Raw genomic sequence first — 16,909 nt, forward strand, 5'->3', positions numbered from 1 at the left:
AATATCCGGGGAGGCCCGCTTGCAAGCGGGAATTCGGTCATGGAGGCAACATCGTAGGCCTGCACATGAAGGGAATATGATAACACATCGTTCGAAGGAGCGCGCTCTTTTATGATGAGAAAGAAGCAACAACCATTCTGAAGGGAAAAGGGGAGTTTTCATGCGCAAGTATTCAATGCTGCTGCTCAGTTTGATGCTGCTGGCTGCCGTTCTGGCTGCCTGCAGCGGCAATGGAGCGACAGAGGACAATCCAGGCGGGGAAGCGGCAGGCCCGGATGACGGCTCGCAGAGCAAAATTACGATCAAAATCCATTATCCGCTGCCGGATCAGAAGGAGGCCAGGGCACAGGAGGATGACAAAATCAAGCGTTTTACCGAGATGTATCCGAATGTGACGATTGTGAAGGACGACTGGCAGTATAATGTCAACGAAATCGGCATTAAAATGGCTTCGAATGAAGCGCCGACCTTCTACAACACATTTGCAACCGAAGCACAAATGCTGGTGGAGCATGGCTGGGTGGCTGACATCAGCGAGCTGTACAACAGCTGGGAATACAAGGATGAGATGAACTCGCTGCTGCAAAGCCAGTTTATCGTGGACGGCAAGGTGTATGGCATTACGCAAAACGGCTATGTAACCTCAACGGTGATCAACAAAGGCTTGTTAGACGAGAAGCAGATTCCGCTGCCGGACATGGACTGGACGTGGGACGATATGTACAATACCGCCAAGGGCGCAGCAGATCCGAAGAAAGGCATCTCGGGCATTGCTCCGATGGGCAAGGGTAACGAGGCCGGATGGAACTGGACGAACTTCCTGTTTGAGGCCGGCGGGGAAATCCAGGAGATCGAGAATGGCAAATATACGGCCATCTTCAATTCCGAGGCGGGAGTAAAAGCGCTGGACTTCTACAAGAAGCTGCGCTGGGAAGCTAATGCGATTCCGCAGGACTGGGCGCTAGGCTGGAGCGATGCCATCAATGCGTTTCAGCAGGGACGGACCGCGATGGTGATCGCCGGTGCATCGGATATTATCGACTCTGCGCTGAACCAGGGCGGTCTTAAGCCGGAGAATGTCATCGCCTATCCGATGCCGGCCTACGAAAAGGGCGGGAAGCATATCGGCATTCTGGGCGGCAATTACTTGGTTATCAACCCGAATGCAACGAAGGAAGAGCAGGAAATGGCGTTCCGGTACATCACCTTTGATTATTTCACGGATAAAGGGCTGGAGGCGCTGGAGGCGAATATTCAGGAACGGAAGAGCAACGGCAAGTATTATGTCCCGGCACCGCTGAACTATTTCAGCGATGATTCCGAGTATGCCCAGAAGCTGAATGCGATTTACGATAAATACGACAATGTGTATCGTTATGATGAGCGGATGCTGAGCCTGATCGACGGCAAGCCGGAGGCCCAGTACGGAACGCAGGATTACTACGGCGTCATGGCCAACGTAGTGCAGGAATCCTTCTCGAAGGAAGGGACGGATTCCAAGTCCCAGCTGGATGAAGCGGCCAAGACGGTGCAGACGAGATTTTTTGACAAGATTGAAGCGCCATAACGTTGTTAGGATGCAGGAAGCTCCGCGGATCCCAAGGATCTCGCGGAGCTTCTTCCGTTGTACTATCGATGAGGAAATGGAGCGGGCTGTCGTCTACCAGTTGTTGCCGGACACCCGGATCACGCGGAAGTTCGGGGTTCTGTCTTCCCCGTATATGGCGGTGATTCCCGGGTTGTTCACTCGGACATTGGTGAAGCTTGCTTCTCCGACGACAGGGCCTTGACCTGCTTCTGCGCTCACCACCAGCTTGATGCCGTAGCGAGGCGCATGATGGATATTGATATTCTCAAGGCGAACGTTCTCCATCGGCAGATTCTCCGGTGATTTGGTCTGGAACATCAAACCGAAGTAGACCGGGTTGTTGATATCTACATTTTTCACCACAATATTTCGGAAGCTTCGGTCACCGGCAAACAGCCAGATCGCTCCGAAGTTCTGATAATCATTGATTTTGTCATCTGCACCGACGCTGGTCCAGAAATCGCCGCCTGTGCGGTCCAGGGTGACGCCATCGATGACGGTGTCCTGATCGCCAAAGCCGAGCGTGTTGTAGCCAAAGCTCAAGCTGCTGATTGTTAAGCCCGGATATGTCAGCGTATCGGCACCGTACAGATTCTGGAACAGGTTGCCTTGACCGCCATATACGGCAAATGCGGCTGCGCGTCTCACATTGGTTGCCGTCAGATTGGTATATTTGTTGCCAACATTGTAAGAGCCGCCTGCATCAATGGCACTGAACAAAGCAAACGCGTCATCGCCTGTTCCGCGGGCATAGTTGTTGTCGATGACATTGTAGGATGAACCGTTGGTCATGTTGATGCCGTCTGCAAACATGTTCTTGATCCGGTTGTTCGTAAACGTGTTGTATGAAGAGTTCACGCCCCAGTAGAGACAGACAAAATGCTCAGCCCACACGTTATCAATGGTCACGTTTCGCATGCCGTTTCCGTCAATAAATTTCCCGGGACCGTCCTGTCTGTAGACATAATTGCCCCAAGCCGACAGATCCCGAATCGTTGAGCCGTTTGCTTCCTGTCCGATGTTGAAGCCGATATCGGTATTCGTCTGGTTTTGCGGAGCGACGAGCTTCGTATGCCATGGCCCGGCGCCGATAATTTCCGTTGCCCGTCCGTACAGATGGATCTTGGACGATAAGGTCCATTCGCCGGCTGGAATGAAGATGCCTTTCTTCGAAGGGTCCTGCCGGAATTCCTGGAGCGCCTGCTCAATCGATTTGCTGTTGGATACCTGAACATACAGGTTAGGATTCGGATTGGATGCCGGCGGTGCAACATTCTCGGTTTCGATCATATCGACATAAATCCATGGCACATCGCCGGCGTCCTTTTGGATTCGAATCTTGGTTCCGGCCGGATATACCTGATCCAGCATAAGCTGACTGTCCTCATACAGCCAGTAGGCTTTGGAGCCGGCATTGTCGTAGCCGAGCCGGTCGAGCGTGGTCGGTGTTGCATAGACGTAAGAAAATTTGGAGGTAACAGTAAAGTTGCCTTTATCCACATCGTCGATGTACAGGCTGATCGTTCCGGTTGTATTCTCGGCAACGGCGTTGCGCAGGACAAGCGCGTTGGCGGGTGCGGTCAGCGTGAACTCGACATACTGGCCGTTGCGGTCCAGATATACGGCGGAACGGCCGGAGGCTTCGCCGGCAAAATCGCCGAGGATATAGTTCGGTGTAAGCCGTGTGCCGTTCGTTCTGTTCGAAGGTGCTTCGGCTTCAAGGATGGTGAACGGCATGTTCGCGCCGCGGCCGCTATCATTGCCGCCTGAACCGTATCGGGTGACGGTGTTGCTGGGCGAGGAAGTATTGCCGATGGCATCCTTGGCAACGACATAGTAGCTTACGGTGGCGTTCTGAGGCTGTTGATCAGTATAGGTGAGGGTCGATCCGCTCACACTGCCGCGAAGCAGGCCATTGGCATAAATGTCGTATCCGGTGACGCCCACATTATCGGTGGAGGCTCCCCATGCGAGGCGAATCGTGTCTGGCGCCGGCTCCGTATAGGTCAGATTGGACGGGGCTGTAGGAGGTATACGGTCGGCATTGTCAGGGGCAAACTGTACCCAGTTGATGTTGAAATCATGCCCGCTGGCATATAGACGGAGCGTTTGCTGACCCGCGCTCAACGTGACATAGTCGGTGACCGTCTGCCAATTCTGCCAGCCGCCGGTATTCGGGACCGCCGTCGTGGCCAGCGTCGTGGTGCCGGAACGCAGCTGGATCTGTCCGGTGGAGGCATTGCTGGCCACTCGATAATCTACAGCATACGTGCCGGCGCTCTGAACATGAACATTGTATTCGAGCCAGTCGCCGACATCAATCCAGCCAACGTTCAGACCGCCGCCGATGTCGGATGTCGGCTCAGTCTGGATGCCGTGCATGGCACTGTAGCCTTCGGCTTCAATCTTGCCCGGAATCGGCCAGGTGACCACTTCGGATTGGCCGTATACCTCAAGCTCTGACAGCTGTGCTGCGGGCCAGCCCGTGTTGGCGGTTACGTGGATTCGAATGTATCTCGTGCTGACCGGGCTCCATTCAATGGTGACGGAGTTGCCGGCCGCCGGATTAAAGGTGTAGCTGGCGGATGACTTGAGGTCGGTGAAGCTGGAACCGTTGGCGCTGCCTTGAACGGACAACGTCTGGGCGCGGGTCTCCCAGCCCGGAGGAAGCTTCAACACGACCTGATGGACAGTTGTCTGGCTGCCGAGGTCCACCTGCACCCATTGCGGGAAGGCATGGTTGACGCTTTCCCAATAGGTCCCCGGATTGCCATCGGTCACATTAGCTGCGACGTACACATCGGCATGGCCCGATGCGGTCACCGGTTTGCCTGCAGCGAGATTCTGCAGTGCAGCGGCATCGGCGGTGCGGGGTGTGCCGAGGGAAGAGAGCAGCGTCCCCAGCAGCAGACTGAAGGCACAGACTAAGGCGAGCATTCGTGTGTGGCTGTTCGCAATTTTCATTCTGTACATAAACCTCCTTTATTTAATGGATTTGTAAAGGATTGCATATTGATCATAGGCAGGTTTGGACGATAAATGAAGTCGCGATTCTATGGACATTGTGTGCAGGATTAAGCAGTGAATTGGGTATCGGCTAGATACGATGAAGCGGGATGTGGGAGCGGCAGTTTCTGCGAAGTGCGGGCGGGGACAAGTTCGGCGTGATTTTTCAAGTTAATATGGATGAGCAGGCATCGGAGCAATAATCGTTTGGAAAGAAGCTTGAGGCCATGATGGCAACCTCACAAGACCTTCGTATTGAAGGTCTTTTTCTTATGTGCGCATTCAGGTGTGAATTCGGGCATGCTACTAATGGCCGCGAGACCAGCATCAAGAAATTCTCGAATACGAGGTGCCAAACCCCTTGTCGTTGCCCAATACTTACTTCCACGTAAGTATCTCACTTTCAAGTACGTACTTCCGCATTCTAAAGTAACTGCTCTACAATGAAAGCTGTAATCTACACCAATACGCTCATAAGGAGAGATTCATAATATGGAACTTCAATTGGCACTCGATTTGGTAAATATCCCGGAAGCAAAACAAGTGGTGGCCGAAGTGGCCGAGCATATCGACATCGTAGAGATCGGAACGCCGGTGGTCATCAATGAGGGGCTTCATGCGGTTAAAGCGATCAAGGAAGCATTCCCGCATCTGCGCGTGCTTGCTGACCTGAAAGTTATGGATGCCGGCGGTTACGAGGTAATGAAAGCATCCGAAGCGGGCGCAGACATTATTACGGTGCTTGGTGTATCGGACGACGCCACCATTAAAGGCGCTGTTGCGGAAGCCCGCAAACAAGGCAAACAAGTGATGGTGGATATGATCAATGTGAAGAACATGGAGGAAAGAGCGCGGGAGATTGACGGTTTCGGAGTCGACTACATCTGCGTGCATTCCGGCTACGACCACCAGGCAGAAGGCAAGAATTCCTTCGAGGAATTGGCTACGATCAATCGGGTGGTTCAGCAGGCAAAAACCGCTGTTGCCGGGGGCATCAAGCTCGAGACACTTCCTGAAGTTATTGCAGCAAAGCCGGATCTTGTCATCGTAGGCGGCGGCATTACAGGCCAGTCCGATATGAAAGCTGTAGCTGCGGAAATGAAGCAGCTCGTACAGCAGGCGTAAGCATCGATGAGCGCCATCATGTTCAAACAGGCAGCCGTTATTGCTAGTGAGATCGCAGAATCGGTCGAGAAAATCGACGGCACCCAGGTGGAGGCACTGATTGAACGGATATTGAAGAGTGAAGCGGTGTTCGTCGCCGGAAGCGGAAGATCCGGGCTGATGATCCGGGCGTTTGCCATGCGGCTGATGCAGATGGGACATCGGGTTCATGTCGTGGGCGATACGGTAACGCCTGCAATCGGAGCTCGGGACTTACTTATCATCGGATCCGGCTCCGGTGAAACGCAAAGTCTGGTCGCTATGGCCCAGAAGGCCAAGCAGATCGGATCGAGTCTGGCCGCAATCACGATCAAGCCAGAGTCTCGCATCGGAGCACTGGCAGATGTCGTCGTTCAGCTGCCGGGAGCCACGAAGGATCAGCAGCAGGATTTCCTGACGACGGTCCAGCCGATGGCTTCCCTATTCGAGCAGACGATGCTGGTGGTGCTGGATGCAGCCATCCTGAGGCTGATGGAGAAGAGCGACCAGCAATCGGACCGCATGTTCGGGCTGCACGCCAATCTGGAGTAGATCTGTTTTTTGAAGTTATTGCCCTGACCGTTGTATACTATAGAGTAAAGGGGTGAAGCATTATGGCAAATGAAGTCAAGCAGCGCATCAATCTGAAAGAAATAAACTGCCATAAGGAGTTAACCCTTGCGGTCATCGGCGGTAAATGGAAACTGATCATCCTGTGGCATCTCGGTCTGGGCGGCGTTAAACGATTCGGTGAGCTGAATCGGCTCATTCCGCATATCACACAGAAAATGCTGACCAATCAGCTGCGCGAGCTGGAGGAAGATCAGCTGGTACACCGCGTCGTGTATCCCGAGGTCCCGCCAAGAGTGGAGTATTCGCTCACACCTTACGGCGAGAGTCTGATGCCGATCCTCAAGCTCATGTATGACTGGGGCAAGGATTACGGCCAGAAGGTGATCTGGAAAGACGGAGATATGCCTCTGGATGCAGCCGACGAACAATCTGTGAAAACCGGGCAAGCAGTGGCTGAATAGCCGTATCTGACTAAGACAAGCCTAGGCACCATCGATAGATAGATTCAGAATAGAGCCATTATTTATACCAGATCGAATCATAGCAAGGTACGACTTGCTGCACAATCGCTGTGCGATAGACTATACGTCATGCAACGGGTTCAAGCCTCCGGCATTTATGCCGGGGGCTTTTTTAATGATGGATATCCTTGTTCGGGCATAAAGGCGCCTGATTGGCATATAAGCCGGGGAGTGAGACAGCCGGGGCGCTCGTTACTTCGGTTTCTCTGAACCCCGGTAGGCGCTGGGCGATTGGCCGGTTACTTTTTTGAACAGCATGGAAAAGTACTTGTCATTGCCATATCCAACCCGGAAAGCGATTTCATGAATGGGTGCATCACTGTCCCGAAGCAGGCGCTTAGCCTCTTCAATCCGGCGCTTGATCAAATAGTTCACGGGCGAGTCGCCGAGCTCCTTTTTGAACAGATGGGACAGGTAGTGCTGGCTCACGTACAGCGTGTCGGCAATCTCTTTCAGCGTAATGCTGCGGGTGTAGTTTTTATCGATGAACTGTTTGGTACGGACTGTAATTTCATTCTTGTCCTTGAGCGGGTCAAACGGGTGCTTGACGTCAATGATCCGGTACAGCAGCGTGATCAGCGACATGAGCAGGTTGCTGCTGAGCGTTTCGTAGCCGAGCACCTGGGAATCGCATTCCTGAAGGATCTCGGACAGATAGCTCTCCACCTTGTAGGCGTATTTCTCGCATGGAACGACCGGCTCCACGGAAGCGGGAAGCAGATGCCCGAGCGGCACCCCCTCAATATGCACATGGCTTACACCGCAGTAGATGAGCTTGAATGGCTCGGAACTGCTGGAAAATTCCTCATGCGGGACACCGGCATTGTAGACAGCCACATCGCCGGGCCGCACCTCATATGACTTGCCTCCGATCCGGAATGTCCCGGTGCCCTCTACAATGTATATAATTTCGCAATAATCGTGAATTTGCGGCGGAGCGTAGAAACGGCATTCATCCACAACCTGGCCTGCAAATAACAGCTCCGGTCTCTTCTTGAACCGGAAGCGATCGCTTTTGCGATGCGGAATTTCGATTTTGGGCACGCCTTGCATTCCTCCCCCGGCAAATAGATACCTCTATTATAGCTCAATTTGAAACCGATGGAAAAAGGAAGAGAGCCCGCGGCTTCGTCACACACTAAGCGAAGGCACGGGGTTCACTTTTTTGTTGTTTTGGGTTTGGAAAAAGGCAATATAGTAGGTTCTCGCCCCACGCTTCCTCCAATTAGAATAAGGGCATATTCCAATAGCCAAGGAGGCAGGACAGGCATGGTTGAAAACGGTTACAGATGGAGAAACGGATTTCCGAAAATCGGCATTCGCCCGACCATTGACGGCAGAAGAAGAGGGGTCCGCGAATCGCTGGAGGAGCAGACGATGAATCTGGCGAAGGCGGTGGCGCGACTGCTGAGCGAGCAGCTGCGCTATCCGAACGGTGAGCCGGTTGAATGCGTGATTGCGGATACATGTATCGGGGGAGTGGCAGAGGCGGCTGCCGCGGCCAAAAAATTCAAGCAGGCCGAGGTCGGCCTGTCGATTACGGTGACGCCGTGCTGGTGTTACGGCACAGAGACGATGGATACCGATCCGGTAATTCCGAAAGCGGTCTGGGGCTTTAACGGAACCGGACGTCCGGGAGCGGTGTACCTGGCGGCGGTATTGTCTGCCCATGCGCAGAAAGGGCTGCCGGCATTCGGCATTTACGGGGAGGATGTTCAGGATGAGGGCGATGACCGGATTCCGGAGGATGTGCAGGAGAAGCTGCTTCGCTTCGCCCGGGGCGGTCTGGCGGCAGCGATGATGCGCGATCAGGCCTATCTGTCGATGGGTTCTGTATCGATGGGGATTGCGGGCTCGATGGTCAATGATTCCTTCTTCCAGGAATATCTTGGCATGCGCAACGAATATGTGGACATGAGCGAATTCACACGGCGGATTAACGAGGAGATCTACGATCCGGAAGAGTACAAGCTGGCTTTCGAATGGGTGAAGCGGAATTGCCAGGAAGGACCGGACAACAATCCGGAAGACCTGCAGACGTCCAGGGAGCGCAAGAACAAGGAATGGGAGACGGTGGTGAAAATGACGCTGATCGCGCGCGACCTGATGATCGGCAACCCGCGGTTGGCCGAGCTGGGCTTTGAGGAAGAGGCGCAGGGCCATCATGCGATCGCTTCCGGCTTCCAGGGGCAGCGGCAGTGGACGGACCATTTTCCAAACGGCGACTTTATGGAAACGCTTCTTAATTCGTCCTTCGACTGGAACGGGACAAGGGCGCCTTATATTGTAGCAACCGAGAATGACAGTCTGAATGGGGTTGGCATGCTGTTCGGCTACCTGTTGACGAATACGGCGCAGATATTCGCGGATGTGCGCACATACTGGAGCCCAGCGTCCGTAGAGCGGGTGGCTGGCTACAAGCTGGAGGGGCGTGCAGCCAACGGCATTCTGCATCTGATCAATTCGGGCTCAGCCGCGCTGGACGGCACAGGCGAACAGACGAAAGACGGGGCGCCTGTCATCAAGCCGCACTGGGAAATCAGCGATGATGAGGTCGAGCGGATGCTGAAAGCGACGCAGTGGCGTCCGGCTTCGGTTGAATATTTTCGCGGCGGCGGCTTCTCAACCGACTATCTGACCCGGGGCGGCATGCCGATGACGATGGCTCGGCTGAATCTGGTGAAGGGCCTGGGTCCGGTGCTGCAGATTGCCGAGGGCTACTCGGTGGATCTGCCGGAGCATGTGCATGACACGCTGGATAAGCGGACGGACCCGACCTGGCCATCGACCTGGTTCGCTCCGAACCTGACTGGCAGCGGCGCATTCACGAGCGTCTACAGCGTGATGGATCATTGGGGGGCGAACCACGGTGTGATCAGCTATGGGCATATCGGTGCCGATCTGATTACGCTGGCATCGATACTGCGCATTCCGGTGAGTATGCACAATGTGCCGAAAGAGAGCATTTTCCGCCCGCGGGCATGGGGGCTCTTCGGTACCGAGGAAGCGGAAAGCGCCGATTTCCGCGCCTGCGAGACGTTCGGGCCGCTGTATCGATAACGCCCGCCGCCGGCTGACGGCCAGTGACGGCCCATGACCGTGTCGGCCTAGGATGCAGGCTGCCACAGTGGTGATGCACTGCGGTCGGTAACCGGTTGGCATAGTGATGGCAGGCAAGGATCAAAAAAAGCAATAAAGGAGAATCGCAAACCATGAGCAACGATAATGCCAGAGAGGTGCGCCAGGAGTTGTGTAAATACGCTCGTAAAATTGTGGAGGGCGGTCTCGTCGTAGGCCCGGGTGGCAATATCAGCGCGCGGGCTGGTGACAAAATGTATTTGTCGCCAAGCGGCTTCGCGCTGGAGGAGATTGAGCCGGAGCAGTGGATCGAAGTGGATATTCCGACAGGGGAAGTGACCGAGACCGGGCTGCGTCCCTCGTCGGAGGTGCTGATGCATCTGTACGGATACCGCAAGAAGCCGGACATGGGGGCCATGGTGCATACGCACCCGCCGCATTGCATCGCCTTTACACTGATTGAGCAGGAGCTTCCGATCATGTTTCCGGATCAGGCCGCGCTGGTCGGACGGACGGCGTTCATTCCTTACCTCGTGCCGACCACCGATCTGTTGGCCGATGCGGTGGCTGCGAAAGTCAATGAGGCATGCTCGATTCTGCTCGGAAATCACGGCCTGGTAACTACCGGACGCAATTTGCGGGAGGCCTTTTACCGGACCCAGGTTGTGGAGGAGAGCGCAAAAATTTATTTAAGTGCCCGGGCGGCCGGGACGCCGGTGCCGCTGACCGATGAGGAAGTGGCTGAGATTGCCGCGCTGGAGAGTGAAGACTACCGAATCCAGCTGCTGCAAAAAATGAAATGACGGAAGGGGCGTGAGGTTGTCCATGACCGTGAATGAACGACGGATTCCTTGCGTGTTGGCGTTTGATTTAGGTGCCGGCAGCGGACGCGCCATCATCGGCGAGATTGTCGAGGAGCCCCCTTGGACGACAGACGGGCCAGGAGAAGGCGGGCGCAATGGCACGGAGCGTGACCAGGACGCGGCGGTCCTGCTTGACCAGGCCGGTGAAGAGATGCACTTGCAGTCAAGCGGATTGGCGGAGGAAGCTGTGCGCAAACTCCGGATCACGGAGATTCATCGGTTTCCGAACCATCCGGTTCAGATCGGCCGCCATTTGCACTGGGATACCCCGATGCTGCTGCAGGAGATTAAGAACGGGATTCGCAAAGCGTTTCAGGCAGGCTATGAGCCGCAAAGCTGTGCCATCGATACCTGGGGCGTCGATTTCGGGCTGCTGGACCGTAACGGCGAACTGCTGGGCATCCCGTACCATTATCGCGACCGGCAAACCGAAGGGGTGGTGGAGGAGGTGTCCGCCCTGGTCGGATCGGAGCGTCTGTTTCGCGAGAGCGGGCTGCAGTTCATGCCGTTTAATACGATCTATCAGCTGTATGCTATGAAAAAGGCCGCTTCCCCCAAGCTGGACGTTGCCGACACCTTGCTGCTCACGCCGGATTTAATGAATTATTTTCTAACTGGCAAGCGCTGCTGTGAATTTTCAATGGCAACAACGACCGGGCTATATGACCCGGGAAGAGGCGGTTGGAACGTTCAGCTGCTGGAGGAGCTGGGGCTGCGCAGCGACATGTTCCTGGAGCCGGTATCACCGGGAACGGTCATCGGATCATTGACGTCAGAGGTGTGTGCGGAGCTGGGAGTGCCGCCGATGAACGTCGTTGCCGTCGCTTCGCATGATACGGAGTCAGCCGCGGCGGCTGTGCCGGCATCCTCAGCTTCCTTCGCCTATCTGGTCAGCGGCACCTGGTCGCTGCTCGGCACGCAGATGCCCGCGCCCTTGCTGACGTCATCGGTATTCGAGCATCAATTCTCGAATGAAGGCGGTGTGGACGGCAATTATCATTTGCTTAAAAATATTATGGGCTTGTGGATTTTGCAGGAGTGCAAGCGCAAGTGGGAGCAGGACGGCTGCAGCTTCACCTATGCCGAGCTCATTGAACTTGCAGAAGCGGCCGAACCGCTGCGCACGCTCATTGATCCGGATGCGCTGCGGTTTATGAACCCTCCGGATATGCCGGAGGAAATTCGAAGCTACTGCCGGGATAACGGCCAGCTTGAGCCGGACTCAGTCGGCAGCATGGTGCGCTGCATCCTGGAAAGCCTGGCCTTCCGGTACCGGCAAGTGCTGGAACAGGCCGAGATGCTGACAGGCTCAAAGTTCGCCGGACTGCACATGGTTGGCGGCGGCATTCAGAATGAACTGCTGTGCGCCTTGACGGCGAATGCCATCGGCCGCCCGGTCTGGGCGGGGCCGGTCGAAGCAAGCGCGATCGGCAATGTGCTTGTCCAGCTCCGAACGTCCGGCCATATCAACGATATGCGGGAGGGGCAGGAGCTGGTGAAGGCTTCGTTCCCGCAGCATATCTATGAGCCGGATGAAGCCGAGCGTCGTGCGGTGTGGGAAGCAGGCTACACGCGATATCTGCGGCTCATCGAGTCGGACATTCGCAGTGGTGCCGGTTAGAGTGCGGAGCCGAGGTTAATCCAACCTGTGAAAGAGGAGGAAACGCATGCTTAAAGGAATATCGCCGTTGATCTCGCCGGAGCTGATCAAACTATTGATGGAGATGGGGCATGCCGACGAGATTGTGATCGCGGATGGCAACTTCCCGGCAGCCAGCCATGCGCAGCGGCTCGTTCGCTGCGATGGTCATGGCGTTCCGGAGCTGCTGGCCGCCATTCTGCCGCTGTTCCCGCTCGACTCCTATGTCGAGCGGCCTGTATCCCTGATGGCCGTCATGCCGGGAGACAATGTGGAGACGCCGATCTGGGATCGTTACCGCGACATTGTGCGGGATCACCATCCGGGGAGCGACCTGTTTGAGACGGTCGAGCGGTTTGCTTTTTATGAACGGGCAAAAAACGCCTACGCTATCGTAGCCACCGGGGAAACCGCGCTGTATGCCAACCTTATTTTAAAAAAGGGCGTGGTCGTTTAAACCCCTTGGATGTGTCGCGTTATCGCATACAGACGGTTCACGGTTCATTTGACGTGACTGAATGTTTGCTGAAGTTGAAGTGAAGTTGATATGAAGTCGGAGGACGTCCAGCGGGCGTTCTCTTTTTTATTATGGGTGTAGTAAATTATTGGTTTTTATAGATTTCGAAAGGGAACGTACGTGCTATCGTTGCTGCTACAAATCGATTCGGAAGAAGACAAGACAGGGGTCTCGTGGGGGGGATGCAGGCCGAATCTATTTTTGGATTCATGAGGATGATCTTGCAAGCCTGTGTTTTGACCGGGTCGTATGTGAAATGCAGTGCACCTAAAATTTTGATTCTTTACTTACAATGCGGTTATAATCCAAGTATTCAATACGATGAAGCACTCGTATATTTTCCTGATAGGAGGAGCGGCATGGAGGTTTTTGCGGAATATTTAAAAGGGATCGATCATCCGGATCACCGTGAACGAACAGAAGAGGTCTTGAAATGGGTAACTCATAAGTTTCCGCAATTAGAGCCGAAAATTGCATGGAATCAGCCGATGTTCACCGATCACGGCACGTACATCATTGGTTTCAGCGTATCCAAGCAGCATATGGCTGTGGCTCCGGAAAGAGTAACGATCGATCGGTTCTATGATGACATTGTACAGGCAGGTTATAGTCACACCAAGGAATTGGTGCGTTTCCCGTGGAAGGGTGAGGTGGACTTCACGCTGCTTGAGAAAATGATCGAGTTCAATATTATGGATAAGGCGGACTGCTCAACATTCTGGCGGAAATAAACAGGAGTACAGTCGCTGTACTCCTGTTGTGCTAACGCGATGACACGGATTCACAGGCTGCGAATGTGATCGGCATGTGAGCTGATAAAACGACATACGGCTGCGGATTTACGCGTCTGGTCCAGAAGGACAGGGGCGGGATCCAGCCCTTCCTGATAGCGGTGCAGGAAGTGAAGGAAGACATCCAGCTTGCGCAGCTGAAGCAGCTCGGGGAGCAGCTTCAGCTCTTCTGACTCCAGCGGGCGGACGCTTCTGTAACCAGCGAGCAGTTCATGAATCACAGTTAACGCAAGCCCACCGGGGGCGGATAGCTGTTCAGCGAGGCAAACAGCAAGCTCCATCGCCCTAGAATCACGTGTAGCAAACTCGAAGTCAAGCACAGCGCGGATAACGCCTTCTGGCTCGATCAAGACATTGGCGAACGATACGTCGCCGTGTATCCATTGTCTATTCAGGCAGCGAATGGCGTCAGCGTGACGGTTCAGTGCAGCAAGAATATTCAGCAGGAAATCAGCTTCTTCCGCAAGTGCGGTAAGAGCCGGGTCGGACGCATAGAGGTTGCGGGCGGTTGCCGCTGCTTCTTCCGTGTCCGGGCCGAGTAATTCATCATACGGCGGGTATGCAGGCGCAGCTTCAAGCTGCAGCTTCTCCATCGCCTGCGTAAGCTGGCCTACGACTTGTCCATATGCGTAAGACAGGTCGTGGCGATCGGCAGCGGGTTTGACACCCGGCAGATAGGTGAAGAGGGCGGCGAGCTTCCCGTCAGATGCCGTCGTCCAGGTCCGGCCTTGATCCGTGCGAAGCGGGCAAGGGATCAGAAAGGGGAGCTGCTGCTGTGCCAGTTGGAGCAGCAGTTCATGCTCGGCAGCCAGCTTCAGGGTTGAACGATGGTTCTCGTAAATACGCAGTACGATCGTTTGTCCGTCTTCCAGGACAGCGTAGCGGGTCGTATTGTTCATGCCGCTCTCGCGCGCTTCGATCTGCCTGACCGGCGGAAGCGGATAAGCGGCGAGTATGGCTCGGTAATAGGCTTCATTCATTGCATGCATAAAAGTGATAAGCTCCTTGGTCGTTTTTATATAATAGGAACGGTCATCGAATGGGGAAAGGGAATTGTAGCAGTACGCAATCATTATAGCATCGACGCCTCATTTGTCCATGATTGGTGAGAGGGGTTCGTATAGTACAAACTCCCCGAAGCTGTACGCTTCGGGGAGTTGTCTATTGCCAGTTAAATAAGGTGAGTGCCCAGGTTGATCGAAGCATCTCACACATGAGATGCTTCAGGCATACGGTGGCAGGCGGCAGCTTCCGCAAATGTTGTGAGAAGAAGAAATACGAAGTTACTCCCGGAAAAATTCCACCTGATCAATGTCCGCCCATTGGGAAGGAGAGGAATTGGACACATAGAATCCGATGGTCGCCTGCCCATTCGTCACTTGAACGTTGGAAATAGTGACCGGCGTCCACGAAGTGGTAACCGGACAGCCAGCCTGGCGCATGCTGCCGCCATAATCCTTAACCTCCATGACACAGCTGTTCTGACCGCCGCTGCTGCGCATTCGGGCACGCATCGTATAGGTGCCGTTATCCAGTCCGGTAATCGTTTGACCGATATAGGCAGTGGCCGGCCCGCTGGTTCCGGCGAGGCCGACAAAGTACGAGCCTTCTGCGGCCGGCAAGCCGACACCGTCATTCGCACCGTGGATCAGAATGCGCTGCGGGTAGTCATCCCCGTATGTGGTCCAGCCTGCTACGTTTGCTGTCTCAAACCCGGGATTGTTCACGAGATTCGTCTGAAACGGTGTTACCGTGTAACCAAACCGCAGATAGATGCCGTTTGCGGGATAAGTCGCGCTGGTCACCGCTGCAACTTTCGTAGCGTCAACGGTCATAAGCGCATTCCAATTCGAGGAGCGCGTATCGGATACCGGGAACACATTATACTTGTGCTGCCAGGTGGCCCCGTTATCGGCGCTGATCATCGTATGCATGGAGGTGTACGGGTCCCCTGTGTTGGCGCTGCTATCATCCGTCTGAAATGCGGTCATCAGGCGACCGTCCTCAAGCCTGACGACAAAAGGAGCGCCGGCTTTCTTGCCGTTTCCGTTGGGCACATAGAGCGTCTGACGCGGCACAGACCAGTTAAAGCCGTCCGGCGAGATTTTGTATTTGATGACAAAAGGATGTCCGGGCACGTCAGACGCTTCAAATACGGTGATATACCGACCATCGCTCATTCGCGTAATGACCGGCATGCCTTCGCGGGAGCCGACCGCGACACCGTCGCTGATCGTGATTCGGTTGCCCCAGCTGTTTCCGTTCCAAGTCTTCATATACAGATTCTGCTGACCTGTCGTTCCGACCGCTGCCGGGCTATCATCTGCATAGAGCACTGCAATGGTGTTGCCGATCATTTCCAGATGCGGCTCCCAGAGCCCCTTGAAGGAGGAGGCGGTTGAACTGCCGATAAGTCCGCCCGGCAAGTCGCTCCATGTATAACCGCCATCGAAGCTTCGCCGGACATTCAGCTGGATGTCGTACGTAGAGCCATTCTGGACGACATGCCGATACGCCAGCCAGATTTCCCCGTTCGGCAACCTCATCATCTGTCCGTTGCCTACGTTGCCGGTAGGGCTGGAGACAGCCGTAACCGGAGCACTCCAGGAATAGCCGCCGTTCTGTGTTCTGGACACCACGATTCTTGTATTTCCTCCGCCGGCATTCGTGTCGAACGAGACGAGCCACTCCTGCGGGGTCAGCTTGAGCAGCCTCGGATACCACACTCCGCCTGAAGGCGGGGTATAGATCGGAACCTGCTGTGTAGCCCAAGCCATGCCGGTTGAAGCGGCATAAGCTGGGCTCATCGGCATGGATGCAGCTGCCAGCACCAGCATCAAGATGAAGGCCAGTGGACGCTTCCAGCGGCCTTGTTGTTTCCGTATCATGATCATCATCAGCCTCCCAACATTGTCATTAGATGGTAGAAAGCGCTTTCTAAAAAGGATTGTATCGCAGTTGATATCCATATAGATATACTAAATTGATATTAAAATTAACTGGCGGGCCGGCCACGGTACCCCTTGCCGTCAGTCTTGCATGGTTATCCCTTTCATTCAGGGGGCAGAGGTTAGAGGCTTAGAGCGGAAGGGATGAAAAGGGATAAAAAAGGAGTGGATGAGAAACCGTGGGAAGTATGTGAATCTTCACGGTCTTTTGTTCTTCATCCTGACCTAGCGGGATAATTCTG

At 54.7% G+C, this 16,909-nt stretch carries 14 protein-coding genes; 10 read left to right on the forward strand and 4 right to left on the reverse strand.

Annotation, left to right across the window (positions count from 1 at the left end):
- The first annotated feature begins 160 nt into the window (after positions 1-160).
- On the forward strand, positions 161-1,567 hold the full coding sequence (locus tag MKX64_RS21855) for an ABC transporter substrate-binding protein (protein WP_095265187.1): 1,407 nt from the start codon (positions 161-163) through the stop codon (positions 1,565-1,567).
- A 93-nt stretch (positions 1,568-1,660) separates the two neighbouring features.
- Here MKX64_RS21855 and MKX64_RS21860 read toward each other — a convergent pair whose 3' ends face one another.
- The gene (locus MKX64_RS21860) at positions 1,661-4,552 is read right to left on the reverse strand and encodes a carbohydrate-binding protein (protein ID WP_341037395.1); all 2,892 of its coding nucleotides are present in this window, start codon (positions 4,550-4,552) and stop codon (positions 1,661-1,663) included.
- Between the two features lie 534 nt (positions 4,553-5,086).
- On the opposite strand from MKX64_RS21860, the gene hxlA reads away from it, so the two are divergent.
- From hxlA to MKX64_RS21875, 3 genes are all read left to right on the forward strand, one after another.
- A complete protein-coding gene (gene hxlA, locus MKX64_RS21865) occupies positions 5,087-5,719 on the forward strand; it encodes a 3-hexulose-6-phosphate synthase (protein WP_095265185.1) in 633 nt (210 codons plus the stop codon).
- A 6-nt stretch (positions 5,720-5,725) separates the two neighbouring features.
- Complete coding sequence (gene hxlB / locus MKX64_RS21870; protein ID WP_095265184.1) at positions 5,726-6,289, forward strand: 6-phospho-3-hexuloisomerase; 564 nt, start codon at positions 5,726-5,728, stop codon at positions 6,287-6,289.
- A gap of 62 nt (positions 6,290-6,351) precedes the next feature.
- Positions 6,352-6,771, forward strand: a complete 420-nt coding sequence (locus MKX64_RS21875) for a winged helix-turn-helix transcriptional regulator (protein WP_095265183.1) — start codon at positions 6,352-6,354, stop codon at positions 6,769-6,771.
- A gap of 252 nt (positions 6,772-7,023) precedes the next feature.
- On the opposite strand, the gene MKX64_RS21880 is transcribed toward MKX64_RS21875, so the two are convergent.
- Positions 7,024-7,884 carry an AraC family transcriptional regulator gene (locus MKX64_RS21880; RefSeq protein ID WP_155618190.1) on the reverse strand — a complete coding sequence of 287 codons (861 nt, stop codon included), beginning with the start codon at positions 7,882-7,884 and terminating at the stop codon, positions 7,024-7,026.
- Positions 7,885-8,100: 216 nt separating this feature from the next.
- On the opposite strand from MKX64_RS21880, the gene MKX64_RS21885 reads away from it, so the two are divergent.
- From MKX64_RS21885 to MKX64_RS21910, 6 genes are all read left to right on the forward strand, one after another.
- The gene (locus tag MKX64_RS21885) at positions 8,101-9,891 is read left to right on the forward strand and encodes an L-fucose isomerase (protein ID WP_095265182.1); all 1,791 of its coding nucleotides are present in this window, start codon (positions 8,101-8,103) and stop codon (positions 9,889-9,891) included.
- Positions 9,892-10,043: 152 nt separating this feature from the next.
- Positions 10,044-10,712, forward strand: a complete 669-nt coding sequence (locus MKX64_RS21890; protein WP_095265181.1) for a class II aldolase/adducin family protein — start codon at positions 10,044-10,046, stop codon at positions 10,710-10,712.
- A gap of 28 nt (positions 10,713-10,740) precedes the next feature.
- Positions 10,741-12,393 carry a rhamnulokinase gene (locus MKX64_RS21895; protein ID WP_341037397.1) on the forward strand — a complete coding sequence of 551 codons (1,653 nt, stop codon included), beginning with the start codon at positions 10,741-10,743 and terminating at the stop codon, positions 12,391-12,393.
- Between the two features lie 46 nt (positions 12,394-12,439).
- On the forward strand, positions 12,440-12,868 hold the full coding sequence (fucU, locus tag MKX64_RS21900; protein WP_095265180.1) for an L-fucose mutarotase: 429 nt from the start codon (positions 12,440-12,442) through the stop codon (positions 12,866-12,868).
- Positions 12,869-13,016: 148 nt separating this feature from the next.
- Entirely contained in the window at positions 13,017-13,199 is a 183-nt protein-coding gene (locus tag MKX64_RS21905) for a DUF1963 domain-containing protein (RefSeq protein WP_341037398.1), read from the forward strand.
- Positions 13,200-13,287: 88 nt separating this feature from the next.
- Positions 13,288-13,659, forward strand: coding sequence for an iron chaperone (locus tag MKX64_RS21910; RefSeq protein ID WP_095265179.1), 372 nt, complete (start codon positions 13,288-13,290; stop codon positions 13,657-13,659).
- A 50-nt stretch (positions 13,660-13,709) separates the two neighbouring features.
- Here MKX64_RS21910 and MKX64_RS21915 read toward each other — a convergent pair whose 3' ends face one another.
- Together MKX64_RS21915 and MKX64_RS21920 are read right to left on the reverse strand one after the other, a co-directional pair.
- Positions 13,710-14,708, reverse strand: a complete 999-nt coding sequence (locus MKX64_RS21915) for a phosphotransferase (RefSeq protein ID WP_179292137.1) — start codon at positions 14,706-14,708, stop codon at positions 13,710-13,712.
- A 294-nt stretch (positions 14,709-15,002) separates the two neighbouring features.
- The gene (locus MKX64_RS21920; protein WP_095266179.1) at positions 15,003-16,607 is read right to left on the reverse strand and encodes a sialidase family protein; all 1,605 of its coding nucleotides are present in this window, start codon (positions 16,605-16,607) and stop codon (positions 15,003-15,005) included.
- Positions 16,608-16,909: the final 302 nt, after the last annotated feature.

It is taken from the genome of Paenibacillus sp. FSL M8-0334, assembly GCF_038000405.1.
In the GTDB taxonomy this organism is placed as follows: domain Bacteria; phylum Bacillota; class Bacilli; order Paenibacillales; family Paenibacillaceae; genus Paenibacillus_AQ; species Paenibacillus_AQ campinasensis.